The 23,266-nt window shown below is 43.7% G+C and carries 21 protein-coding genes; 11 read left to right on the top strand and 10 right to left on the bottom strand.

What is annotated here, in order from left to right:
- Nucleotides 1-41 precede the first annotated feature (41 nt).
- The 5 genes from ACEN9X_RS03860 to ACEN9X_RS03840 all read left to right on the top strand — a co-directional run bounded on the left by ACEN9X_RS03860 (nucleotide 42) and on the right by ACEN9X_RS03840 (nucleotide 5,591).
- Nucleotides 42-1,112 carry a sensor histidine kinase gene (locus ACEN9X_RS03860; RefSeq protein ID WP_413669164.1) on the top strand — a complete coding sequence of 357 codons (1,071 nt, stop codon included), beginning with the start codon at nucleotides 42-44 and terminating at the stop codon, nucleotides 1,110-1,112.
- Nucleotides 1,109-1,852 carry a LytR/AlgR family response regulator transcription factor gene (locus tag ACEN9X_RS03855; protein WP_413669163.1) on the top strand — a complete coding sequence of 248 codons (744 nt, stop codon included), beginning with the start codon at nucleotides 1,109-1,111 and terminating at the stop codon, nucleotides 1,850-1,852. Before ACEN9X_RS03860 ends, ACEN9X_RS03855 begins: the two co-directional genes overlap by 4 nt.
- Before the next feature lie 315 nt (nucleotides 1,853-2,167).
- The gene (locus ACEN9X_RS03850) at nucleotides 2,168-3,586 is read left to right on the top strand and encodes an ATP-binding protein (protein WP_413669162.1); all 1,419 of its coding nucleotides are present in this window, start codon (nucleotides 2,168-2,170) and stop codon (nucleotides 3,584-3,586) included.
- A gap of 53 nt (nucleotides 3,587-3,639) precedes the next feature.
- Nucleotides 3,640-5,301: an FAD-dependent oxidoreductase gene (locus tag ACEN9X_RS03845; RefSeq protein WP_413669161.1), complete on the top strand. Its 1,662-nt coding sequence runs from the start codon at nucleotides 3,640-3,642 to the stop codon at nucleotides 5,299-5,301.
- Between the two features lie 23 nt (nucleotides 5,302-5,324).
- On the top strand, nucleotides 5,325-5,591 hold the full coding sequence (locus ACEN9X_RS03840) for a UBP-type zinc finger domain-containing protein (protein WP_413669160.1): 267 nt from the start codon (nucleotides 5,325-5,327) through the stop codon (nucleotides 5,589-5,591).
- Nucleotides 5,592-5,719: 128 nt separating this feature from the next.
- Here ACEN9X_RS03840 and ACEN9X_RS03835 read toward each other — a convergent pair whose 3' ends face one another.
- Together ACEN9X_RS03835 and ACEN9X_RS03830 are read right to left on the bottom strand one after the other, a co-directional pair.
- Nucleotides 5,720-6,157: a DoxX family protein gene (locus ACEN9X_RS03835; protein ID WP_413669159.1), complete on the bottom strand. Its 438-nt coding sequence runs from the start codon at nucleotides 6,155-6,157 to the stop codon at nucleotides 5,720-5,722.
- Nucleotides 6,158-6,739: 582 nt separating this feature from the next.
- Nucleotides 6,740-7,723 carry a sugar phosphate isomerase/epimerase family protein gene (locus ACEN9X_RS03830; protein WP_413669158.1) on the bottom strand — a complete coding sequence of 328 codons (984 nt, stop codon included), beginning with the start codon at nucleotides 7,721-7,723 and terminating at the stop codon, nucleotides 6,740-6,742.
- Between the two features lie 88 nt (nucleotides 7,724-7,811).
- Between ACEN9X_RS03830 and ACEN9X_RS03825 the strand changes: the two genes are divergently transcribed.
- On the top strand, nucleotides 7,812-8,945 hold the full coding sequence (locus tag ACEN9X_RS03825; RefSeq protein ID WP_413669157.1) for a glycosyltransferase: 1,134 nt from the start codon (nucleotides 7,812-7,814) through the stop codon (nucleotides 8,943-8,945).
- Nucleotides 8,946-9,234: 289 nt separating this feature from the next.
- Nucleotides 9,235-10,086, top strand: a complete 852-nt coding sequence (locus ACEN9X_RS03820) for an alpha/beta fold hydrolase (RefSeq protein WP_413669156.1) — start codon at nucleotides 9,235-9,237, stop codon at nucleotides 10,084-10,086.
- On the opposite strand, the gene ACEN9X_RS03815 is transcribed toward ACEN9X_RS03820, so the two are convergent.
- The 5 genes from ACEN9X_RS03815 to rhaT all read right to left on the bottom strand — a co-directional run bounded on the left by ACEN9X_RS03815 (nucleotide 10,087) and on the right by rhaT (nucleotide 17,285).
- Entirely contained in the window at nucleotides 10,087-10,869 is a 783-nt protein-coding gene (locus ACEN9X_RS03815) for a polysaccharide deacetylase family protein (protein ID WP_413669155.1), read from the bottom strand.
- Between the two features lie 241 nt (nucleotides 10,870-11,110).
- On the bottom strand, nucleotides 11,111-12,499 hold the full coding sequence (locus tag ACEN9X_RS03810; RefSeq protein WP_413669154.1) for an FGGY-family carbohydrate kinase: 1,389 nt from the start codon (nucleotides 12,497-12,499) through the stop codon (nucleotides 11,111-11,113).
- A gap of 4 nt (nucleotides 12,500-12,503) precedes the next feature.
- A complete protein-coding gene (locus ACEN9X_RS03805) occupies nucleotides 12,504-13,778 on the bottom strand; it encodes a sugar isomerase (RefSeq protein ID WP_413669153.1) in 1,275 nt (424 codons plus the stop codon).
- A 251-nt stretch (nucleotides 13,779-14,029) separates the two neighbouring features.
- Nucleotides 14,030-16,150 (bottom strand): bifunctional aldolase/short-chain dehydrogenase, encoded by a 2,121-nt coding sequence (locus tag ACEN9X_RS03800; RefSeq protein WP_413669152.1) that lies wholly within the window; start codon nucleotides 16,148-16,150, stop codon nucleotides 14,030-14,032.
- A 55-nt stretch (nucleotides 16,151-16,205) separates the two neighbouring features.
- The gene (rhaT, locus tag ACEN9X_RS03795) at nucleotides 16,206-17,285 is read right to left on the bottom strand and encodes an L-rhamnose/proton symporter RhaT (RefSeq protein WP_413671111.1); all 1,080 of its coding nucleotides are present in this window, start codon (nucleotides 17,283-17,285) and stop codon (nucleotides 16,206-16,208) included.
- 233 nt (nucleotides 17,286-17,518) lie between these two features.
- Between rhaT and ACEN9X_RS03790 the strand changes: the two genes are divergently transcribed.
- Nucleotides 17,519-19,012 (top strand): gluconokinase, encoded by a 1,494-nt coding sequence (locus ACEN9X_RS03790; RefSeq protein ID WP_413669151.1) that lies wholly within the window; start codon nucleotides 17,519-17,521, stop codon nucleotides 19,010-19,012.
- Between the two features lie 2 nt (nucleotides 19,013-19,014).
- On the opposite strand, the gene ACEN9X_RS03785 is transcribed toward ACEN9X_RS03790, so the two are convergent.
- Nucleotides 19,015-19,653, bottom strand: coding sequence for a phosphatase PAP2-related protein (locus ACEN9X_RS03785; RefSeq protein WP_413669150.1), 639 nt, complete (start codon nucleotides 19,651-19,653; stop codon nucleotides 19,015-19,017).
- A gap of 147 nt (nucleotides 19,654-19,800) precedes the next feature.
- On the opposite strand from ACEN9X_RS03785, the gene ACEN9X_RS03780 reads away from it, so the two are divergent.
- The 3 genes from ACEN9X_RS03780 (at nucleotide 19,801) to ACEN9X_RS03770 (ending at nucleotide 21,683) form a co-directional block, all read left to right on the top strand.
- Entirely contained in the window at nucleotides 19,801-20,226 is a 426-nt protein-coding gene (locus ACEN9X_RS03780; RefSeq protein ID WP_413669149.1) for a MerC domain-containing protein, read from the top strand.
- A 204-nt stretch (nucleotides 20,227-20,430) separates the two neighbouring features.
- Nucleotides 20,431-20,877 carry a Fur family transcriptional regulator gene (locus ACEN9X_RS03775; protein ID WP_091222256.1) on the top strand — a complete coding sequence of 149 codons (447 nt, stop codon included), beginning with the start codon at nucleotides 20,431-20,433 and terminating at the stop codon, nucleotides 20,875-20,877.
- Nucleotides 20,874-21,683 (top strand): N-acetylmuramoyl-L-alanine amidase family protein, encoded by an 810-nt coding sequence (locus tag ACEN9X_RS03770; protein ID WP_413669148.1) that lies wholly within the window; start codon nucleotides 20,874-20,876, stop codon nucleotides 21,681-21,683. The genes ACEN9X_RS03775 and ACEN9X_RS03770 overlap by 4 nt, the downstream gene beginning before the upstream one ends.
- A gap of 304 nt (nucleotides 21,684-21,987) precedes the next feature.
- On the opposite strand, the gene ACEN9X_RS03765 is transcribed toward ACEN9X_RS03770, so the two are convergent.
- The gene (locus ACEN9X_RS03765) at nucleotides 21,988-22,290 is read right to left on the bottom strand and encodes a GIY-YIG nuclease family protein (RefSeq protein ID WP_413669147.1); all 303 of its coding nucleotides are present in this window, start codon (nucleotides 22,288-22,290) and stop codon (nucleotides 21,988-21,990) included.
- 176 nt (nucleotides 22,291-22,466) lie between these two features.
- A complete protein-coding gene (locus ACEN9X_RS03760) occupies nucleotides 22,467-23,261 on the bottom strand; it encodes an FHA domain-containing protein (RefSeq protein WP_413669146.1) in 795 nt (264 codons plus the stop codon).
- Between the last annotated feature and the right edge of the window lie 5 nt (nucleotides 23,262-23,266).

Genomic DNA, 23,266 nt, shown 5'->3' with positions numbered 1-23,266 from the left:
TATGTAGATTTATCTTTCGCGCACTATAGTTAACCCGTTCAATGAGTCTTAAATCAAAAAGTAACACCATCACCGTGCTCATCCATATTTTAATATGGATTGTTTTTGGTTTGCTGTTGTTTTTCTATCAGCCCCTTAGCTGGAATGTGGAAATTCCGTACCAGTTTTGGATCAAGCAGGCTATTACTCTTTTTATTCTTGTTGCTGCATACTACTTTAACAGCAAACTACTTGTTCCGCAATTTTTATTGCACGACCGTATCGGAATGTACTTTATAGCTGTTGTAGGGGTAGTGATTGTTTTTTTGCTGCTCAATAGCTGGGCCGATAAAGCCCTGCATATGCATGAACATATGGATGCTGTTTTTCACCGCCAGCACCGCCCGCCAAAACCAAGAGAACGCGGAGGATGGGATTTTTTTGGTACCATTATAGTAGCCCTGGTTTTAGGTATCAGTACCAGTATTACAGCTATACAAAAATGGCAGATGGATATCCGCCTGCGCCAGGCCCTGGAGCAGGACAAGATCAGCTCCGAACTGTCGTTCCTGAAAGCACAGATCAACCCGCATTTCTTTTTCAATACGCTCAATAACATTTACGCGCTTACTCATGTTAATGCCGAAACATCGCGCAAAGCACTACATCAACTATCACGCATGATGAGGTATGTGTTATATGATACACAGCACGGCACTGCATTATTGAGCCAGGAGATAGCTTTTATCAGGGATTACATCAGCCTTATGGAACTTCGCCTTACCGAAAAAGTAAAAGTTACGTTTTCCCCGCCTGCACATACCAATGATGTAACTGTTGCCCCAATGCTTTTTTTACCATTTGTTGAAAATGCTTTTAAGCATGGTATCAGCGCTACGGAGCCGAGCTCAATCCGGATCATAATCGATCAGCACGAAGATTTGCTGGAATTAAAGGTTGAAAATGGTATCTATAAAGATCATAATCCAAATATTGGCGAAAACAAAGGTATCGGCTTAACCAATACTATTCGCCGGCTCGATTTGCTTTATGCCGGAAAATATAAGCTGGATATCAATGAGGATGCGGCTGCCAATACTTATACTGTTCATTTAACCCTTAACCTGTCATGATAATTAACTGTATAGCTGTTGATGATGAGCCGCTTGCGCTGGGACTGGTTTGTGCTTTTATTGAGCAAACGCCTTTTTTAAAATTGGTTGGGCGTTACAGCAGTGCTGTTGAAGCGTTGGTTGGTTTACAGGATCAAAAGGTTGATCTTATTTTCCTGGATATCCAGATGCCTAACCTTAATGGCATGGAACTGGCCCGGGTACTTGATAGTCGTGGGGCTAATAAACCCCGCATTATTTTTACCACCGCTTACAACCAGTTTGCCGTAGAAGGTTACCGGGTTGATGCACTCGATTACCTGCTCAAGCCTTTTAATTACGAGGAGTTTCTGCATGCATCAAACAAAGCCCTGAGTTATTTTGAATTGGTAAGCCGCTCCAATACCCCTGCAACTGCAGTAGCTGCCGAACCGGCCGAAGAGGAATACCTGTTTTTAAAGATTGAATACCAACTGGTGCGGATAGCCCTCAACGAAATCCTGTATATTGAAGGCCTGAAAGATTATGTGAAGATCTATCTTCAGGATAAAGAGAAACCATTGCTTTCCCTTACCAGTTTAAAAGCTCTGGAAGAAAAACTGCCATCCAAACGTTTTATGCGCGTACATCGTTCATTCATTGTATCGCTTAATAAAATCAACTCCATTACCCGCAATGCTTTACAAATAGGCAAAGTGAACATTACAGTTGGCGATCAGTATAAGGAAGCTTTTGGGGTGTTTCTGAGCAAATGGAATTGAACCAGGATTTATGGGATTTTTCTGATTTTCATTTAATGCCGGCTCCATCCCCGTGATCGTGTCCTCACGATCACCTTTAGCATAATCCTCCCTTCAAATTACAAGGCGACTGGTGAGGGCACGAATCGGAGGGAATAATGATAAATGATAATCCCACAATCAGAAAAATCCATTAAAACCTCAAATCCTTTTAATCCCAATACAAGCAGAATCAACGAAACCAGCACAATCAAAAAAATCAGCGGTCAGGTTCACCCTATTGCAATTTTTTGCCTCATTTTTACGTCATTGAATAATATTACCTATTTTTAAATTATGCAAAAGGTAAGTGAACTACAGGTAAGCGTATCAGACTTGAAAGCTTTTGAAGCTTTGGCCAATATACCCGATGATCAGCTGCAGTGGCTGATTGATAAAAGCGAAATTTTAACATTTGAAGATGGTGAATATTTGATGGAGCCCGGACAGGATCTTTCAGGTCCTCATTTTATATTGGAAGGCAACATGCGTTTCTTTATGATGCAGCAGGGATCCCGCCGTGATTATACCCTGGTTGAAAAAGGCAGCATCACGGGCTATATGCCGTATTCGCGCGGCCTTATAGCCAAAGGTTATGCCCAGGCTGTTGGCGAATTAACGTTGCTGAGTTATCCTACGGCCGAGATCATGGAAATGATCCAGAACCATTTTGAACTTACACAGGCGCTGGTTCATATCATGACTACCCGCGTACGTGATTTTACTGCCATGCAGCAGCAAAATGATAAAATGATGGCTTTGGGTAAGCTGTCTGCCGGTTTAGCGCATGAGCTTAATAACCCTGCATCGGCTATTGTGCGCGATTCGCTGTCGTTAAGAAAACATCTGCGTATGGTGCCAGCCCATCTGAAAAACATGTTTGCTATAAGGGCCAGCGATGAGCAGGTTGATGGTTTAACAGACGAACTGTTCAGGATCCTGAATAAAAAGGAATGCTATACCCGTCTTACACTTAAACAGCGTACGCAGCTTGAAGACGAAATATCCGAATGGCTGGAAGATAATGGTGTTGAGGATGCCTATGATATAGCCGAAAGTTTTGTTGACTTTAGCTTCACTACCGAAAATCTGGAGGCTCTGAAATCACATATACCAGAGCACGCTGTATCTATCATCATGGGCTGGCTCAGCGCCAAGCTAATGGGGGAAAAGATGATCGAAGATATCCAGGAATCGGCACGCCGCATTGCTGAGCTGGTAAGTTCAGTAAAAACATTTACCCATATGGACCGTGCGCAGGACAAGCAATATGCCGATATCCACGTGGGGATCCGTAATACCATTACCATGTTGGGCTACAAGATCAGGAAAGAAAATATCACTGTTATTGAAGAGTTTGATGATAGCCTGCCTGAAGTAAAGGCGCTTATTGGCGAACTTAACCAGGTATGGACTAACCTTGTTGATAATGCCCTTGATGCCATGGAAATAAACGAGAGAGGCACGCTTACTATCCGCACAAAAAAAGATAATGACTTTGTTGAGGTAAGGATCATTGATGATGGCCCCGGCATACCCGAAGATAACATCAGCCAGATCTACGATCCGTTCTTTACAACTAAAGAAATGGGCAAAGGTACCGGTATGGGGCTTGAAGTAGTGCAGCGTATCGTGAAGCAGCACCGTGGCTCCATCAAAGTAAAATCAAGACCCGGGCATACCGAGTTTATAGTTTGCTTCCCGATAAATGGTTAGCAAAAAACTGATTTTACCAAAAATATTAGTTAATTTGCCTGCATATTTACCCTATGAGCCGTCCGATAATATTTTCTATAGATGATGATCCGCAGGTATTGCGGTCAATAAGCCGCGATTTAAAATCGCAGTATAGTAAGGAATATAAGATCTTAAGCACAACATCGGCAAAGGAGGCATATGAAACCCTTATTGAACTGAAAAACAGTTCGGAGGTGGTTGCCTTGTTTTTGTGCGACCAGCGTATGCCGGAAATGGAAGGTGTTAAATTTCTGGAGAAGGCAAAAAAAGTATTTCCCGAAGCTAAACGGGTGCTGCTTACAGCGTACTCTGATACGGATGCCGCCATTAAAGCTATTAACGATGTACAGCTTGACTATTACCTGATGAAGCCCTGGAACCCACCAGAGGAAAAGCTTTACCCGGTAATAAATGACTTGCTTGATGACTGGCACAGCCACTACATTCCCGAATTTGTGGGCATGAAGCTGGTAGGTTACCAGTTTTCGCCGCAATCGCACGTTATAAAAGATTTTTTAGCCGGTAACCTGATCCCTTACCGCTGGTTTGATATCGAAAAAAATATCGATTCGGCCAATTTGCTAACCCTCAACAACCGTACAACCGACGATTTGCCGATGGTGATTTTTGAGGATGGCAGCTGTTTAACAAAACCAACCATCAGGGATATTGCCGATAAAATGGGCAAGAACACTACCGAGCTTACTGACGTTTATGACGTGGTGATTATTGGCGCCGGTCCTGCAGGATTGGCTGCTGCTGTATATGGTTCATCTGAAGGATTAAAAACTTTATTGATCGAGCGTAAAGCACCGGGCGGACAGGCCGGTACCAGTTCGCGTATTGAAAATTATTTGGGTTTCCCGGCAGGCTTAAGCGGTGCCGACCTTACCCGTCGTGCGATAAGCCAGGCTATGCGTTTGGGCGCCGAGTTTTTGTCGCCGCAATCTGTTAGCGATATCAAGCAAAAAGACGGTTACAAAACCATTATTTTGGATGACGGGCCGGAGATCATCAGCCGTACTGTTGTAATTACTACTGGTGTTGATTACCGCAAACTGGAAGTTAAGGGCGTTGATAATTATACCGGCGCCGGTATTTACTATGGTGCTGCCACTACCGAAGCATCGGCGTGTACAGGTAAAGAAGTGTTTGTGATTGGCGGGGGTAACTCGGCAGGGCAGGCAGCTATGTACCTATCTAAATTTGCGAAGAATGTGCATATCATTATCCGCAGGGATGATTTGACAGCTACGATGTCGGCTTACCTGATTAATCAGATTGCTGATACGCCTAACATACAGGTTTTGCCAAATACCGAGGTGATTGAGGCCGAAGGTACAAACTGCCTTGAAAAGCTCACCATACAAAATTGCAAAACCAAAGAAACTGAAGTTAAAACAGCCAACGCATTGTATATATTTATTGGTGCTAAGCCTTATACCGACTGGATAAAACTTGATATCATTAAAAACAATAAAGACTTCATTGAAACCGGTCGTGAGTTACGCAGCTATGAAAATTTCAGCAAGGTTTGGAAGCTTAAACGCGACCCCTTCCTGTTAGAAACCAGCTGCCCGGGCATATTTGCAGCGGGCGATGTGCGTGCCGGGGCTATGAACCGCGTGGCATCTGCCGTAGGTGAAGGCTCAATGGCGATAAGTTTTGTACACAAATACCTGGCCGAAGTTTAAATCACTAATCACTACATACACCTATGGAAGAAACATGTGCCCACATCGAAGCTGTTGATAGCATAACCGAACCTAAAGATTACGTTTGCGAAGAATGCGTAAAACATCACGGAACATGGCTACACCTGCGTACCTGCCAGACCTGTGGCGTTACACTTTGCTGCGATAGCTCGCCTAATACACATATGACCAAACATTTCCATGCTACCGGCCACCCCGTAGTTATATCTGCCGAACCCGGCGAGCGTTGGCTATGGTGCTATGTAGATGAAGCGGTTAAAGGATATTGATTTTTAAGTCGGCAGTCTTAAGTTTTAAGTCAGGAGTCTGTCTCATAACCAGAAGCTCCTGACTTTTTTATTTTTTTTTAATGAGTTACAACCTAATCTCCAACCTCTAATCTCCAATCTCTATTCAGCTACCCCTTAAAAGATAGTACTTTATCTAACGACCATGGGCCGGAACCTATAATGGTAAAGAGTATAAGCAACGCGAGCGCTGTGATAGTTGGCCATAACATAGCATTGATCGGTTCCTGAAAAATACCTATCAGGAATACTGCCCCAACCAGTATCGGGATTTGGATAATACAGCCCAAACGAGTTAAGATGCCCATGGCTATCAGTATGCCACCAACCATGTGGGCAAATGACACATAATACACCAGGATCATCAGCATATCAGGCGATACATCAATGACATTTTGATCGTTAATGATGCCACGCAGGTATGAGGTGTTTTCCATAAAAGTGATGCCCTTTACCAACAAAAATATACCAAGAACAATGCGCACAATATCCAATACTTTAGGATGATGAGTATCGCCCCAGTGTTCAATTTTATGAACCAGATTCATAAAGCCCTCCTTTAGTTTAATAATTGGTTATCAGCAGCCCGAAGGTAAAGTTGAGAGACTGAACGGCCGGGATGCTATTACTAAATATAGTAACAAATTTGTTATAAAACAAGTTTTAGGGGAAGGAAAAATTGGCGGTTAACCTGCCTGTCGCAATAAAAAAAATGTCATTGCGAACGTAGCGCGGTAATCGCAAACTTGCGCTCGTTTGTAACGAGCGCTTAATATGGTTTGGCGATTGTATCACCAGTTGTGTTATAAACGCAAGCCCAAGTTCATCGCTCGTTTTGTAACCTACCGTGTACCCATAAGTTTTAAATAAAAATGTCATTTCGAAAGAGCAGATGGGGGCTGGGCGCCGGGGCGAAAGAGAAATCTTATACGCCCTGTAAAGTCGCTTTGCATAGTTTAGAGCTGGATGTATAAGATTTCTCCTCACCACATCCACACGTTCCCCCAACAGGTTCGTCGAAATGACATCTTCTTTTAATTCATAATCATATAATAATTAAAAGATGTGGGTACACGGCAGGTTGCAAACGAGAGCAAGAATAAAAGGGCTGAAGAGTGAAAAATTAGGATCTACAGATCATACTCCGCCAGCCAGCCTCTCAACTTCGTCAAATCTGTTTTCAAAGCAGCCGAAAACTCCTCCTTACTGATAGTAAGCTTGCGTGTACCATCTTCTGCACCGCCTAAGGGATATTCGCAGTGCAGGCTCATGGGGCTATTGATATGGTATTGTTTTAACAGGCCGAAGTACTTTTTAAAATCAACCATTCCTTCACCTAAGGGTATACTTTTTACCTGCCACTTGTCGCCTTTCTTTTCCCAGTAAAAATCTTTTATGTTAATAGTTTTGGAATAGGCTTTCAGCAGATCGAGTGTAACAGGCCAGGTGTCGGCACCTTCGGTGGTGGCATGCCTTACATCGTACTGGCAACCAATATAATTCGGGTCAAGTCCCTCAAGGCTCATCCATAAATCCCATTGCGATGCACCAAACAAATCGCCCGAATGGTTTTGATAACCACCATGCATACCATGTTTTTTGTTGAGTTTAGCAAGATCGGCCAGTTGTTTATTGATGGCTTTAATGTTCATCGGTACGCTGAGGGCCTTATCGTAATTAAACCAGGCAGTGCGGTAATATTTTATGCCCAATGCCGATGCGGTTTTCAGGATAGGTTCCGTATCTTTTTCATTAGCAGTTTTGATGTTTGTTACTATGGTGTAAACCCTAAGGCCGGCCTTTTCAATGGCTTCAACGGCCTTGGGCAAGTCATCGGCAACACGTTCAGGCAATACGTGTCCGTCTGGCCGTACGGTAAGGTCAATGCCATCAAAACCCAACTGGGCTGTTAATACAGCCATATCAGCATAGTTAAGCCAGTGCATATGTTTGGAAAATATGCTCACTTTTATTTTTTCATTTGCGGATAGGTTGCTGGAAGTATTATCGGGGTATGATGCCGGCTGATTAGCCAAAGCACTTAATCCAAAAGGCAAACCGGCGGCAGCCAGTGCGGCCGAAGCAATAAACTTTTTGCGGCTGATATTTTCCATAAGGTGTTAGAAATTGGTAATGCAATATGCCATTTTTTGCTGTTATTATTTCCTGATTTTTACTCACCTTTATCCAAACCTATTTATCATGATACTATTCTGGTACAGTGTGATACTGTTTGTAACAACCCTGGCACTCAACCTTTACCTGCTTTGGGGTTTTAAGCAAATTAAGCAGGTAAGCCGGCAACCGCTGATGAATGATCCGCCGCCCCTGGCTATTATTATACCAGTCCGCAACGAGGAAGAAGATCTTGAAAAAGCCCTGCAAAGCGTTTGTCATATCGATTATAGCAACCATCGGGTTATTGTTGTGAATGATCGCTCAACCGACCGTACTGCTGATATCCTGAAAGATTTTAGCTTACGCTATCCAAAACTTCAGGTGACTACCATAAATACTTTACCCAACGGCTGGCTGGGTAAAAACAATGCCTTGTACCAGGGGTATCTGAGCACTACCGAAGAATGGGTTCTTTTTGCCGATGCCGATATCGTTTTTCATCCCGATGCTATCAACAAGGCAGTCGGCTACGCAGTTAAACAGCAGTTAGATCATTTAACCATATTACCAGAACTCATATCCCGGTCTGCCATTTTAAACAGCGTGTTTGCAACCCTCAGCATTATGCTTATGGTGGATATGAAGCCATGGGAAGCCAAAAATCCCAAATCAAAAGCATCATCGGGTATAGGGGCTTTCAATTTGGTTAGACGTACCGCGTACGAAAAATTTGGCACTCACCGGCGTATCAAACTCCGTCCGGATGATGACCTGCAACTCGGCCGGATCATGAAGCGGGAAGGTTTCAGGCAGGATGTTTTAGCCGGTAAAGGAGCTGTTTGTCTGGAATGGTATAAAAACCTTGGCGAACTTGGGCGTGGCGTTCAGAAAAACTCATTCTCTATAGCTAATTATAACCTGCCGCAAGCCATTTTCAATGTAATTCATATGCTTTTAACTGTGGCTTTACCAATGCCGCTGATGTTCATTTTTGGCGATACAACAATCCGGATCATGGCCGGGATTATGCTGGTATTCCATATGATTTATATGGTGATAGTACCGCCCAATAAGTGGTGGTATGCATTTATGATCCCATTTTCAGCGTTCTTTTTGGCATGGCATTTTTTAAAAGCATCCGTTATTACTGTTGCACGGGGTGGCATTTACTGGCGGGATAGTTTTTATTCGCTGAAGGTGCTGAAAGGGGAGGAGTAGGCAAGATAAGGGATCACTGGGAATGTTAGCGTAAAAAACTATGTCATTGCGAGGAGGGACGACGAAGCAATCTCGTAGCTATTCAGATCGGAGATGCATTGGTTACGAGATTGCCACACTACGCAATGACATGGTTTTTATTTGTTGTCGATTTTGATCTGCTCATCACCTCTGGAATAGGCCGGGTGACAATAAAAGAGTTTTTTTCGTCCCGGCAATGTAAATAAAATACCTTTCGGTATATTTTTATAGATTATTACTTAACTTGCGAAGCACTCTGCCCTCCTTTATGAAAAAATTTAAAACGGTATTTAACCAGGTAAAATCCCTTGAAGGTGCCGAGGCGCCTGATATGAACAGCTTACTCTGGCAGCTCATTTGTTATTCGCCTAAAATGCCGGTGCGTTTGCAGCAACAGCAATTGCTTGATGAAGCTCACCAATTTACGCTTGAAGTTGATGATCCTCACTTTGCCAAATCGGCTTTAAAATTTAACGGATTTATCTGGGGCGAAGGCAGCCGCAAGATCATGATCACCCATGGCTGGGGCTCAAAAGCTGCTGATTTTGCAGAACTTATCGCCGCTTTAAAAAACATTGATGGTGTGCAGGTAATAGCCTTTGATACGCCTGGCAACGGAAGCTCGGAAGGTGAGCTGTCAAACCTGCTGCTGTTTGCCAAAGCAGCTGAAGCGGTGATCAAAACCTATGGTGCGCCGGATGTAATTATTGGGCATTCGTTGGGTGGTATGGCTAACGCTATGGCAATTAAAGAAACCGGAATTAAACCTGCTTTGTTTATCAGTATTGCCCCGCTAACCAATCTAAAGGAAAATTTTATAGCCAGCCTGAACGCGGCCGATGTAGCCCAGGTTGCGCAGGATAAGTTTTTTGCAGACTTTGAGGAGAAATTTGAGATGAACGCTTCTGGTTTTACCCTCAATAACTTATATCCCGCAGGTTCAATTTCCCGGCACTGGTTAGCCTATGATCCGGAGGATAAAGTTGCGCCCTTCCCCTTCCTTAACGCTGTCCTTACAGCTCATCCCGAGATTGAAACTAAAGTGTATGAAGGTCGCGGTCATGAACGGATCATTAAAGATGAAGCTGTTATTGCAGGCATCGTTAACCTGATAGCGTAATTATTTAGCTGCCATAACTTCGTCCATCGCCTTCATAAAGGTTGTTACTTCAATCTCGTTTCGATGTTGACTTAAGTATTTAAGTAATTGCCGGTGTGCATCGGCAGGAGTGATCAGGTAATCGCCGCCTACGCCGTGAAACATAAAAATGCCGAGGCCTCCGCTTTGCTGCACTTTCTTAACAAAATCTATCAGGGCTTCACCAGTTACCGGGTTGCCTGACACGCCCCATGAAGGCACTTTTAAAGGGTCGAGGTTTTTAAAATTGGTGATCACAGCATCTGGACCGCCGCCTATACGGGCGTATTTTGCAAGGCCGGCTTTACGCAGGGTGTCAACATAATTCACGCCTCCAACCTCAACCTCGGTACATGGGTAGGCATAGGTGCGGCTGCCCGTTTTTCCATCTACAGCAAAAAGCAGGGTGTTCATTTCATTGATCTCGCGCAGCATCATATAGGGTGTATAAATAGCCGAATTATTGGCCGGGTTGGCTTTTACATTGGTGAGCAGGCAAGGATGATACAAAGTATGGTTGGCCAGTTCATAGCCCTTTTTACCAACTTCGCGCCAGCGGGGCAAAGTAGCTTCGGTCATGTTGCCCATCAAAAAGAAAGTTGCTGTTAAGTGTGCCGAATCAAGCTGCGGAATAGCGATGTTCAATTGCGAATTGATACCATCATCATAAGTAAGCACAATGATGGCTTTTTTGCGCTTGGTTTGTTGTGCATCGGCAACGACTACAAAATTGAGCAATAAAAGAAAGATGGATAATCTTTTCATGAAGCGGGTGGTTAATTGGTTGCCCTAAAATAAAAAAATCCGGCTGATAACCGGATTTTTAAATGAGTGGCTTATAAAGAAATGTCATTTCGATGAGCAACGGCGGGCTGAGAGAGGGAGCGAAAGAGAAATCTTCTACACCAGGCTAAGCGTCTACGTATAGTGTAGAAGATTTCTCCTCACCCTAACCTTTAGCCCCTCGCCGTTCGTCGAAATGACATTGGTTTTTACCGAAATACGGCTATACAACCTCGCTCTGCACTCCCGAATAATACTTAAGCTCAATCAGATCATGCGGCAATGTTTTGGTATTCCATGCATGATGAATGGCAAGGGCGGTACCAACAGCAGTGGCTTGCGCCATTGATGCAGCGTACACTTCCAAATGCGGAAACGCAAGCGCAAGTAAATGCATGAAAACACTGTTTTTACTAAAACCGCCGTCAACGAAAATGCGTTTTACCTTGCAGCCATTTAAAACATAATTGGTGGATATGGTTTGCTGGGCAACAATATCAATCATGAGTTGATGATAAGCTTCAACATCATCGGCAAAACTGTTTAAATCGCGTTGTTCAAATGCCGATTTCTGTAACTGTCCGCTATTTTCAGTTGCCTGCAACGCAGGTTGATTATTTAATCGTGCTGCTATAGCAGGATCATAGTTTATGGTACGGTACCTGATCTCGTCTTGCTTAAAATGAGCGGCTATCCTTTTTACCTGCTGCTCATATTCATAGCCGGTAAACAAGCGCGATGCCTTTACCGGGCTGCCTTTATATTGCAGATAATTAAGACAATCTTGCTTGAGCTCATCGGCAGTAAGCGGCGTTTGGTTGAATGGATTTAGGCTGATAGACCATGTACCTGTGGAGATGAGCACAAAGGGCATATTAAAGCTTACAAGATAAGGGATAAGTGCCGCCGAACTATCATGCAGCCCGATACCAACCTTGTAAGTGCTGCCCGGAAACTCGGCAGTAAGCACACTGTCTGCTGGGTGAAGAGGCGCCATTTTAGGCAGGATCCCTTCGTCGCTGAGCCAGTTGTGGTAGGTGTTTTTACCAAAGTCCCAAAGAGCAGTGTGGCAACCAATGCTGGTTAAATCGCTCACCATTTGTCCGCTGATGAGGTAGCTCATGTATTGCGGTAAATGCAGGGCGTACTTTACCCGTTTAAATACTTCGGGCTGCTCGTATTTTAGCCTGTAAAGTTGTAATCCCGAATTAAGATTGCCCAGAACGGGCGAAGCAGTTTCCAGCGCAAACCTGGCTTCATCGCCATAGTTTTCATAAAACTGCCTGCCCAGTTCAGGCGGATATGGTTTCAGATAATTATACAGCGGGGTAAGCGGTTGGCCGTATTCGTCAACATAAACAAAGCTGGCGCCGTATGTTGAAAAATTGACCGCCTTAAGGTCGAACTCCTTATGCTTGAAAATTTCGCGCAGACTGTCAAACACCGATAGCCTGAGGCTGTCGAGGTTTTCACATGCGTCGCCATCCTCATCGTGGGTTTCCAAAAAACGGGCTGTCCGTTCAAAAACTATCTTGTAGTTTTCATCAAACAGGAACAGTTTCTTATTGGTTTTACCCACATCAAAAACGGCTATAACGGGTATCGGCTCCATAGGCTTACAATCCGGTTGATACTGCTTTTGCTCCTCGTTCGCCAATTAGCTGTTCCCTGATGCTTTGTTGCCTGTAAACAGCTAATGGGTTCAATGCTCCGCCTGCCCTTAAACGTGCTTCGGCCAATAACGGGCGAACGTCGGTACGGTAAGCTTGCTGCAAAATTTCTTGTGCAAGCACCACATCATTATCTTGTTGTGCCTGTACCAATGCTGGGGTATCAACTAAAAGTGCTTGTGCGTAGGCTATCTTAATGGCCTCTACAGATTGAATTAAATCCTCAATAGGGTCTTTTATATTATGCGATGCATCGATCATCCAACCGATAGAGGTTGCATGTGTCATGCCGCGGGCATCCATACCTTCAACCAGTTCGTTAAATATCAGGAACAGTTGATATGGATTGATGCTGCCAACGGTAAGGTCGTCGTCGCCGTATTTTGAATCGTTAAAGTGGAAACCGGCCAGCTTGCCTTCCATCAGCAGTAATGAAACTATCTGTTCAATATTGGCACCCTGTAAATGGTGACCAAGGTCAACCAGTGTTTGAGCTTTTTGCCCTAATTTAGATGACAGCAGGTATGATTGGCCCCAATCTCCAATGGTGGTTGAATAAAAGTTTGGCTCGTAAGGTTTATACTCCACCCAAACTTTCCAGTCGTCGGGTAAGGCTTCATAAATTTCCTGTAAGCTTTCCAAAGTACGCTCAAAAGCGCCGCGCATATTCAATTGCCCCGGGAAGTTTGATCCGTCCGACAGCCAAACAGACAAAGCCTTTGAATCAAGCTCAACGCCGTATTTAATAACCTCAATATTGTGGGCTACAGCCTGTTTGCGTACTGCTTTATCTACATGGTGTAATGAGCCAAATTTGTAGCTGTATTCCTGATTGGGCTGATCCTGAAAAGTATTAGAGTTTACAGCGTCAAAATGCAAACCCAATTGTGCTGCATGCGCTTTTATAGCCGAAGCGTTGGATGGGATATCCCATGGGATGTGCAGTGATATGGAATTGCTGCTGCGGTTAAGCGCATGGATCAGGCCCACATCTTCAATTTTTTCTTCCAGGCTGCGTGGCTCACCGCCACCCGAAAACCTGCCGAAACGCGTACCGCCGGTGCCCAAAGCCCAGCTTGGTATGGCAATATTAAAATCAATCAGTTTTTGCAGGATAGCATCCAGGTTTTTTACATCACCGGCAACAAAATCAAACCTGCGCTGATGATCTTTCTGCTGCTGATGATTGGCTTCATCAATTTTATATTTTTCTAACTGCATAATTGGTATTGGTTATATAGTAAGTTCAAGCGTCCACGCTTGAACTTACTATGTGAATTTTATTCCCTCCCTTGGGAGGGGTGCAGATGGATTGCGCGGTGGCAGGGAGGGGGTTATACGTCTTGCTTAACGATTAAGCTTATCGAAGAAACCCCTCCCTATACCCTCCCAAGGGAGGGAATCGCACTACCCCATGCTTTTTACTTTCTTTTAATATCTAAGACCATGAACCATGATCCATCAACTACAAACTACCTCACAAACGCCATCGCCACACCGCCATCAACATTTAACACGTTACCGGTTGATTTGTTGAGCAGACCGCCTGTAAAAGCGAAACATGCGTTAGCAATATCGGCAGGTAAAATTACCTCGTTCAATAAAGTACGTTTGGCATAGTAAGCCGGCAGTTCTTCAACAGTAACGCCATAAGCTTTAGCGCGACCTTCGGCCCATCCGCCGGCCCAAATGTTGCTGTCGCTGATCACTGCATCCGGGTTAACTACGTTCACACGGATCTTATCAGTACCAAGCTCGGCAGCGTTTAACCTGCTCAGGTGTAACTGGGCCGATTTTGCTGAGCCATAGCCCGCATTGTTTGGTCCGCTAACCAAGGCGTTTTTGCTTACAATGTTAATGATATCGCCGCCGATGTCTTGTTTTTTCATCACAGCTACAGCTGCCTGGGTAATGAAGAACTGGCCTTTAACCAATACATCATACAATAAATCCCAATCTTTCTCGGTATGGTCGGCAATTGATTTAGAGATAGATAAACCGGCATTGTTCACCACGATATCCACACCGCCAAAAGCTAAGGCCGCAACTTCAAGCGCTTCGTTTATCTGGCTGGCATTGGTTACGTCAAGTACGGCCGTTGTGTACGAATCCCTGCCATATTGTTTTTTGAACTCTTCGCCGGCACCTTCCAAACGTTCTGCATTCATATCATTTAAGATAACCACAGCGCCCTCGTCAACAAATTTTTTGGCGATAGCTTTACCTATACCGCCTGCGCTGCCTGTGATCAGGGCGATTTTACCTGACAGTGCTTTTGGCTTAGGCATACGCTGTAATTTAGCTTCTTCCAGCAACCAATACTCAATATCAAAAGCTTCCTGGCGTGGCAACGAAGTATATTCAGAGATAGCCTCGGCACCCTTCATTACATTGATAGCGTTTGTATAAAACTCTGCAGCAACACGGGCGGTTTGTTTATCTTTTGAGAAAGAGAACAAGCCCACGCCCGGATACAGTATAATTACCGGGTTGGTATCCCTGATAGCCGGACTGTTATCGTGTTTGCAGGTGTTGTAATAGTCGGTATACATTTGGCGGTAGGCCTCAAATGCAGGGGCCAAACGCGCTTTCAATGCAGTAACATCGCTCAGGTCTTCACCCGGTGCAAGGTCAAGCACCAGCGGACTGATCTTAGTACGCAGGAAGTGGTCAGGGCAGCTGGTGCCCAATGGTGCCAAACGGTCAAGATCATTGGAGTTGATGAATTCTAATACGCGGGCGTCATCGGTAAAGTGGCCTACCATGTGCCTGTAGCTTGAGCAAAAGCCCCGTAATACCGGTGCAAGTGCAGCAGCTTGTTTTTTACGGTCGGCCTCGTCCAAACTTTCAACTTTTTGTCCGCCAAAAACAGGTCCTTTTTTGCCATAGTTTTCTTCCAAATATTCGGCACAACGCTCAATAACTTCAAGCGTGTTCATATAGCTTTCATAAGCAGTATCGCCCCAGGTAAATAAACCATGTGAGCCCAGCATAATGCCGCGGATACCAGGATTTTCATCTAAACATTGTTTCAGCTGAAGACCGAGCTCAAAGCCTGGTTTTTTCCATTCAACCCAACCAATGGTACCATTAAAAAGTTCCTGGGTTATTTTTTTACCGTCTTTTGCTGCCGCGATGGCGATAGCAGCATCAGGGTGCAGGTGATCGATGTGTTTGAATGGCAGAAAACCGTGAAGCGGGGTATCAATAGATGGTGCTTTTGAGTTAAGATCGTAGATGCAATGATTAAACAACTCAACCATTTCATCCTCAAATTCAACACCGCGATAGATGTTTTTAAGGCTGCGCAAACGATCAACGTACAAGGCAGCTAACCCGCTTTTTTTCAGGGTCCCAATATCACCGCCCGATCCTTTGATCCACATTACTTCAACGTCATTGCCGGTTAAAGGATCCTTACTGTTAAGCTTGCACGATGTGTTACCACCTCCATAGTTGGTAAGGCGCAAATCGGCACCCAGAAGGTTGGAGCGGTATATAAGCAGGGCTACTTCATCGCCTTCCAGTTCGGCGGCTTTTGCTTCATCCCACAAATAGCTTACATGTTTAAATTCAGTTGTTTTCGATGACATATTTTTCAATTAGTGAATTAGCGAGTTATTGACTTAGTGAATTTTATTTTTTTTATTATTTAATTGAGTTTCCATATCCCACAACAAGCACCGATAGTATAATGACTGCTATACCGGCTATTACCGTTGCGAATGCTTTTTTACTTACACCTTTCCACTCTTTAAGCACCAGGCCCCATGTATTGGCTATCAGGATAATGAAAGCCATGTGCAGGATCCACGAGCTTGCGCCGTTACCCATTTTGCTTTCGCCCATACCATAAAAAAAGAACTGTAAAAACCACGTTGTACCCGCCAACGCTGCAAACAGGTAGTTTTTAAGTAATGGCGTTTTTTTATCGGTATAATTATCAAACGTTTTGTTACGGGCGTTCAATATCATACACCATATAAAGTTGGTTGTTAGGCCTCCCCAAAGTATAATGATATAGGTTACATTGTTGGCGTACAGAAAATTACCCTGTCCCGGATGGCCTGCCTGCCATGCATGATTGGCCGTATCGGCCATGGTTTTACCGGCCTCGATACCGAAGTTGAAGCATGCGCTCAATATGCCGGATACTATAGCCACCACTATACCCAAACCAAAGCGGTAATCCTTGTTTTCCTGGGCTATAGTTTTATCTGCCGATAGCTCTTTTTCTTTCATTGTGCCGGCTTTACCGCATATGATAATACCTACAACGCAGAGCAAAATGCCTAATAAAACTGCCTGTCCCCATTGGGTATGCAGCATCAGCGTAAAAGTGTCTTTCCCTTCCTTTGGAAAAAAATCATAATACACCGATGGTATTATCGACCCAAAAACCGAACATAGTCCAAGTATAATAGTGCTTCCTAATGATACACCTAAATAGCGTACCCCTAAGCCATAGGTTAAACCACCAATTCCCCATAACAAACCCATAAGGTATGTCCAGCCAAGGGTTGCTGTATCTGTATGGCTTATAATATCGGCAAAGCCCGGTATGGTTAGCCACGCTGCGAGTGGCGGTACTATGAGCCATGAAAAAAAACCACCTACTATCCAGTAGCTTTCCCAGGCCCAGCCTTTTATTTTTTTGTAGGGGATGTAAAAGCTCCCCGAAGCAAAGCCACCGATAAAATGAAAGATGACTCCTAAAATTATTTGCATATTCTCTAATTGGTTTATATTGGTAAGGCTAATGTAGATAATATAAATGCCGGAACTGTCCTTTGCTGTCATGGATGTGACCATTAACTGTCTGAACCAGGATTTGAAGGATTAATGGGATGGACAGGATTTCATCGCGTGGTTTGATATCAAACTGTTAAAGAAATCCCATAATCCGGCAAATCCACCCAAATCCCGGTTCTGTTTATTATTTTGGCGTCAAATACATCACCATGCAGGCATATATTTTAGGGATTGATATTGGCACCGGCAGTACTAAGGCCGTAGCTATAAGTTTAACGGGCGAACCCCTGGGCACAGTATCCAATCATTACCCGATTAACAGCCCCGAACCAGGCTACAGCGAACAGGATCCTTTGTTGATCTGGGATGCTTTTGTAAAATGCCTTGCAGGTATTATCGGAAAATTGGGGGCAGTTCCGCAGGCCGTAAGCCTGAGCAGCGCTATGCACAGCATTATTCCGGTTGATGAAAATGGAGAAGCATTGCTGCCTATGATGACCTGGGCCGATGCCCGGAGCGAGAACATTGCGCAGGCTTTAAGAAAAACAGAGCAGGGCGCATCGTTATATCATAATTGCGGTACCGCTATTCACGCCATGTCGCCTTTAAATAAATTGCTTTGGCTGCGCGCTAACCGGGCCGAAGTTTTTGACGCGGCGCACAAATTTATTTCGATAAAAGAGTTTATCTGGTTCAGGCTTTTTGGTGTTTTTGAGGTGGATTATTCTATTGCCTCTGCAACCGGACTGTTTGATATTGTTAAAAAGGAATGGAATGAAGAGGCTATGACCGTAACGGGCATTACCACCTCAAAGTTATCTACCCCGGTTAATACAACTTATTATCGTATTAATATCAAGCCGGAAGTTGTTTCGTTAAGCGGTATTAATGCCAATACGCCATTTGTTATAGGGGCAAGTGATGGCGCTTGCGCTAATTTAGGCAGTCACACTACCGGCCCTGATGTGGCGGCACTTACTATTGGTACCAGCGGCGCAGTACGCATTACCAGCCCGAAGCCGGTTTACAATTACGATGCGATGGTTTTTAATTACCTGCTCGATGAGCAAACTTATGTTTGCGGCGGAGCAGTAAACAATGGTGGTATAGCGGTAAACTGGTTGCTCAAAAACTTTTTGCAAAAGGACAACCTTACAACCTCAGATTATGATGCTTTATTTGATGAAATAGCATCCGTACCTGTCGGAAGCAACGGGCTGATATTTTTACCATACTTGTACGGCGAACGCGCGCCGCTTTGGGACACCAAAACCTGCGGCACATTTTTTAATATAAAACCTGTACATACACGTTCACACTTTTTACGTGCGGGGCTTGAAGGAATTTGCTTTGCGCTGAACGATGTGCTTAAAACATTGGAAGATGCTTCGGGAGAGATTGTGCAGGTGAACATCAGTGGAGGTTTTACCAGTTCGGCTGTATGGACTCAAGTGCTGGCCGATATTACCGGGAAAAGGCTTGCCGTGCTCCAGTCTGAAGATTCATCAGCGCTGGGTGCTATTTATCTCGCTGCGCGGGTATTGCATCCCGAAAGTTATGACATGCTCACCAGGGTTGAACAACAGGACTTTATCGAACCTGATACTAAAAATCATGAAGTTTATAGCAAGATGTTCCCGGTATTTAAAAAGCTATATAACGATTTAAAGGATAGCATGCATTTGGTAGATGGGTGGGAATAAGACTATTCCAATCGCAGCCACTTCGCCAATCTCCAGCATCCATACACAATAACAGGGGCAGCCAATACATCAATGGTATAGTGGATGTGCTGTATCAGCAGCATTATCACCAGCAACAGTGCGGCAATTAAAGCTATTATTTTGTCTGTACGTTTTTGCAAATGCAGATAAACCAACACCATGGTTGCCGTATGCCCCGAAAAAAACAGGTCTTTAGTAATAAATGTATGCCCGTAAAAAACGCTGGTACTTGGGTCAATAAGCGGCACAAGGCCAACCGGTGGATTAAGTTTAACCAGGCTTATGGTAACAAAGCGGGCTATACATACTAAATTCAGTGTCCAGATATAGCTGATACATACCTTTGGATTATACAATCCACGCCACATCATGAGCAGGCCCATACTCCAGATAAGTATAAAGATCGGAACCGAAAGATCGTAAGATGGCAAATGAGCCAATATCCAATCGTTAAGTACAACGCCGTCTGTTCTGTTTTCTATGTGCTTGAAAAATGATGGTAGCAGGTTAATGATGAGTACTATAACAATAGTAGCACTCAGTAGCTTAAGTCGGCTGGCTCTTGTATTGTAGGCGTTTTGCCAGAGTTGTTTTATATGATAGATAGACGATAAATTCAATCTGTATTTTTTTTATGTAAGCCCGCAAAAATACGGTTTGCTGATTAATATTAAGTAATTGTCAGGTGTTTGTTAATTTAATACGCGCAAATATGCATAATAAAAACAAATGCAATATAGTTGCATTAACTTATTTATATTTGCATCATGGATTTTCAAAAGCTTTCGCCCAGGCTGGATAATATAGGTATTACCGCTTCAACGCTTTGTGCCGTTCACTGTGCAGTAGTGCCTTTGTTGTTTACCAGTTTGCCGCTGGTTGGTCTTGGTTTTTTAGCCAATGCCTGGGTAGAGTGGGGGATGATCATTTTTGCACTGGCTATAGGTATTTATTCTATTGGCTTATCCTATAAACGTACCCATCATCGGTTGGTACCGTTAACGATGCTGGTATTGGGTTTTGCTATCATTATGGGCGGGCATGCGTTCGCGACAACAGGAAAAACCGAGGCTATGATAGTCCCTTTTGGTGGGTTGCTGATAGCTGCCGCGCATTATGTAAACTACAAGTATACCGGTGCCTGCAATCATGATCATAAAACATATAAACTTAAAAAGTTGAATAATGGATAAGCGCCACAGGAAATTCTTTTACAAATTTTTGCTGTTTAATTGCTTTTTAAGTCCTGCCTGTAATCATGAAAAGCATAACAGTGGGGTGCCGGACCATCATACTAAGCCAATAAAAAATACCGTTATAAAAGACGGCAACTAACAGCTCATATTATACGTACCATTATTAAATTAGCGGCCTTATAATTATTACCTGATTAATACATGACACAAACCCGGGATATACATCATTTTGAGCACCTGCTTGATAAGCATCACCTAAAAAAAACTGCGCCAAGATTACGGGTTTTATCAATGATGTCATCCAGACATACGGCTACATCACAGCCCGATCTGGAGAGCCTGATGCATGATATCGACAGGGTTACCCTTTATCGTATTCTCAACGCTTTTGAAGAAAAAGGCATTATCCATAAGGTTTTTGATCTGAACGGTACGGCAAATTATGCGCTGTGCTCATCAAACTGTAACGAGCACGACCATCATGACGAGCATTTGCATTTCAATTGCACGCAGTGCAAAAATGTATATTGCCTTAATGATATGAACCTGCCTGCTATAAACCTGCCTGCAGGTTTTGAACCACATGGCTTTACTTTGTATGCTCATGGCTTATGCCCTAAGTGCAGTAAAAAGGCGGTGAAGAAATGAGATACATCGCTTTCTTAGGGATGATTATCCTGGTATTCTGGTTTCAAAATTCATTCGCGCAGCAAAAAGATACTATCCCGGCTGTTACTACCTTTAAGTTTAAAACAGTTATCATTGATGCCGGACACGGAGGTAAAGATGCAGGTGCGCGCGGCTCACATTCGTTTGAGAAAAATGTAACATTGTCTATAGCCCTGAAGCTTAAGGCCGCGCTTGATACGGCTATTACCGATGTTAAATCCATCCTTACCCGTACCGATGATACTTTTATTCCGCTAAACCAGCGCTCGGCTATTGCCAATCAAAATCATGGTAACCTGTTTATATCTATTCACTGCAACTCATCGCCTGAGGGCACTGCCGCCCGTGCACATAAACAAAAAGGGGTGTTGCTGCTGGTATATGGTTTCCACCGCCTTAAGGAACAGGAAGAGGCCGTGCGTGAAAATGCTTCAATTTTTCAGGAGAAGGATTATAAGCAGAACTATGAAAGTTATGATGAAAGTGATCCTTCAAACCTGATCGTACTGAATGCTTATATCCAAAAATATCGCAAGCAAAGTATCCGTTTCGGCGATCTGCTCGATGATGAGTTCACCGGGGTAGATGGCCGTGAGAGTAACGGCGTTAAAGAGCAGGGCGTACTGGTGCTGGCCCACAGCGCTATGCCTGCCGTATTGATCGAAACCGGTTTTATCAATAACCCGGAAGAGGAGGAGTACCTGAACTCAGACGAAGGGCAGCATGAAATTGTAATGTCGATCATCAGGGCACTAAGGAATTACAGGAAGGCGATAGGGTCGTAAAAAAGCTATTGTACCCTCCTTATTGTCATTTCGAAGGAGCAGGGTATAGCCAAGAGCGTGTGGGCGAAAGAGAAATCTTATACGCCTTGCAAATTCGATCTGTATAGTTCATTGGCATGCTGTATAAGATTTCTCCCTGCGATCGAAATGACAAAATAAAAAAGATGTCATTTCGATTGAGCAAAGGGAAGGAAAGTGCGTTGGGGCGAAAGAGAAATCTTATACTCCCTGCAAATTCGACTTGCATAGTTCAATGCATGCTGTATAGATTTCTCCCTACGGTCGAAATGACATCGTGTGTTTATTATCCAATAACACTATCATTTAAAAATTTCCAGCCAGGATTAGTTGTCTCTGTTAGTGCGTTTTTCTTTTCTCTACGCCATTTTTTTATTTCTTTCTCTCTGGCTATGGCACGTTCAATGTTAGTAAAGTGTTCGTAATAAACTAAATGATAACAATAGTATTTACCTGTAAATGATTTGATAGTACCCTTATTTTCGAGATGCTGCATAACACACACGCTTATGTCGTTTGTTACTCTTATGTATAGTACAGTTTTACCGGGATTGGTAGTGATATAAACGTAGTAATTATGATTCCACATGTTTTTAAATGTAGATATTTTTAATCAAAAGAAAATCGTCAATTCGAACGAGGAACGGGGAGAAATCTTATACAACAAGTAAGCGGGCTATGCAGATTGAATTTGGAGGGCGTATAAGATTTCTCTTTCGCTCCGCCGCTCTCTCCTCACCCTGCTCTATCGAAATGACAATACGGTTAACGCTCTGCCACCGTACTATACAAAAACACCGCCGATTCCCCCAATATCACCTGGTCGCCTTCATTTAAAGGGTGACCTATCTGGGTGGAATTAAGTTTGATCATTTTGCCATCTGCAGCTATGTGGATCTTGGTTTTGTTGCGTGGGGGCACTCCTCCTTCATCAGCGAAGATCATAAAACGTTCACTTTCTGCATCCCATTCAATATGGGCATGCTGCCTGCTGATGTATTTATTGCTTTCATCGCTGCTGTCTCCCGGAAAAACCAATTGATTAAGCCTGAATGAGCCATTTTCAGTAACGGCCTTCTTGTCCCGGCCAATGTTGAGCTTGGGATCGGTTGCTTTAATCAGGTATTCTTCTTTTTCGGCCTCGCCGCTCAGGATCCGTAAGTATGCTGTAAAAGATGCTGCATTATGGGCAACCTGCTTTCGGGTGTTCATGATGAAGGCCACGTCCAAGTCGTTCATCCTTTTGGCATCTGCCGGAAATTGCTCTGTAAATTCCACTTCAAGTGTCCAGTCCGAAGGTAAGTTAATGGCAAAATCGTCGGCTATTTTTTGTACCTCGTTTTTAAACAATTGTTTATCATGCACATAAACGGCCCCTTCATAAATGGGTTTATCTTCGGCATCTGCAGCTATAAAAAGTTTTAACTCCTTGATGTGGCCGCCTTCACCACCTTCTATCTTTTGCAACGATTCTTTGACGAAACGCAATATCGCTTCACGTAGGCCTTTAACATCCCAGGGTTGTTTTTCGCTGCTTCTTGTAAATAAACTAAATGCCATTTGCT

The organism is Mucilaginibacter sp. Mucisp86, from assembly GCF_047324315.1.
Classification (GTDB): domain Bacteria; phylum Bacteroidota; class Bacteroidia; order Sphingobacteriales; family Sphingobacteriaceae; genus Mucilaginibacter.
This window is presented reverse-complemented; position numbering and strand designations above follow the sequence as displayed.

What these genes read in the sequence shown, in the direction of transcription:
- ACEN9X_RS03860 (WP_413669164.1), top strand. Translation starts at nt 42, where the DNA reads ATGAGTCTTAAATCAAAAAGTAACACCATCACCGTGCTCATCCATATT.
- ACEN9X_RS03855 (WP_413669163.1), top strand. Translation starts at nt 1,109, where the DNA reads ATGATAATTAACTGTATAGCTGTTGATGATGAGCCGCTTGCGCTGGGA.
- ACEN9X_RS03850 (WP_413669162.1), top strand. Translation starts at nt 2,168, where the DNA reads ATGCAAAAGGTAAGTGAACTACAGGTAAGCGTATCAGACTTGAAAGCT.
- ACEN9X_RS03845 (WP_413669161.1), top strand. Translation starts at nt 3,640, where the DNA reads ATGAGCCGTCCGATAATATTTTCTATAGATGATGATCCGCAGGTATTG.
- ACEN9X_RS03840 (WP_413669160.1), top strand. Translation starts at nt 5,325, where the DNA reads ATGGAAGAAACATGTGCCCACATCGAAGCTGTTGATAGCATAACCGAA.
- ACEN9X_RS03835 (WP_413669159.1), bottom strand. Translation starts at nt 6,157, where the DNA reads ATGAATCTGGTTCATAAAATTGAACACTGGGGCGATACTCATCATCCT.
- ACEN9X_RS03830 (WP_413669158.1), bottom strand. Translation starts at nt 7,723, where the DNA reads ATGGAAAATATCAGCCGCAAAAAGTTTATTGCTTCGGCCGCACTGGCT.
- ACEN9X_RS03825 (WP_413669157.1), top strand. Translation starts at nt 7,812, where the DNA reads ATGATACTATTCTGGTACAGTGTGATACTGTTTGTAACAACCCTGGCA.
- ACEN9X_RS03820 (WP_413669156.1), top strand. Translation starts at nt 9,235, where the DNA reads ATGAAAAAATTTAAAACGGTATTTAACCAGGTAAAATCCCTTGAAGGT.
- ACEN9X_RS03815 (WP_413669155.1), bottom strand. Translation starts at nt 10,869, where the DNA reads ATGAAAAGATTATCCATCTTTCTTTTATTGCTCAATTTTGTAGTCGTT.
- ACEN9X_RS03810 (WP_413669154.1), bottom strand. Translation starts at nt 12,499, where the DNA reads ATGGAGCCGATACCCGTTATAGCCGTTTTTGATGTGGGTAAAACCAAT.
- ACEN9X_RS03805 (WP_413669153.1), bottom strand. Translation starts at nt 13,778, where the DNA reads ATGCAGTTAGAAAAATATAAAATTGATGAAGCCAATCATCAGCAGCAG.
- ACEN9X_RS03800 (WP_413669152.1), bottom strand. Translation starts at nt 16,150, where the DNA reads ATGTCATCGAAAACAACTGAATTTAAACATGTAAGCTATTTGTGGGAT.
- rhaT (WP_413671111.1), bottom strand. Translation starts at nt 17,285, where the DNA reads ATGCAAATAATTTTAGGAGTCATCTTTCATTTTATCGGTGGCTTTGCT.
- ACEN9X_RS03790 (WP_413669151.1), top strand. Translation starts at nt 17,519, where the DNA reads ATGCAGGCATATATTTTAGGGATTGATATTGGCACCGGCAGTACTAAG.
- ACEN9X_RS03780 (WP_413669149.1), top strand. Translation starts at nt 19,801, where the DNA reads ATGGATTTTCAAAAGCTTTCGCCCAGGCTGGATAATATAGGTATTACC.
- ACEN9X_RS03775 (WP_091222256.1), top strand. Translation starts at nt 20,431, where the DNA reads ATGACACAAACCCGGGATATACATCATTTTGAGCACCTGCTTGATAAG.
- ACEN9X_RS03770 (WP_413669148.1), top strand. Translation starts at nt 20,874, where the DNA reads ATGAGATACATCGCTTTCTTAGGGATGATTATCCTGGTATTCTGGTTT.
- ACEN9X_RS03765 (WP_413669147.1), bottom strand. Translation starts at nt 22,290, where the DNA reads ATGTGGAATCATAATTACTACGTTTATATCACTACCAATCCCGGTAAA.
- ACEN9X_RS03760 (WP_413669146.1), bottom strand. Translation starts at nt 23,261, where the DNA reads ATGGCATTTAGTTTATTTACAAGAAGCAGCGAAAAACAACCCTGGGAT.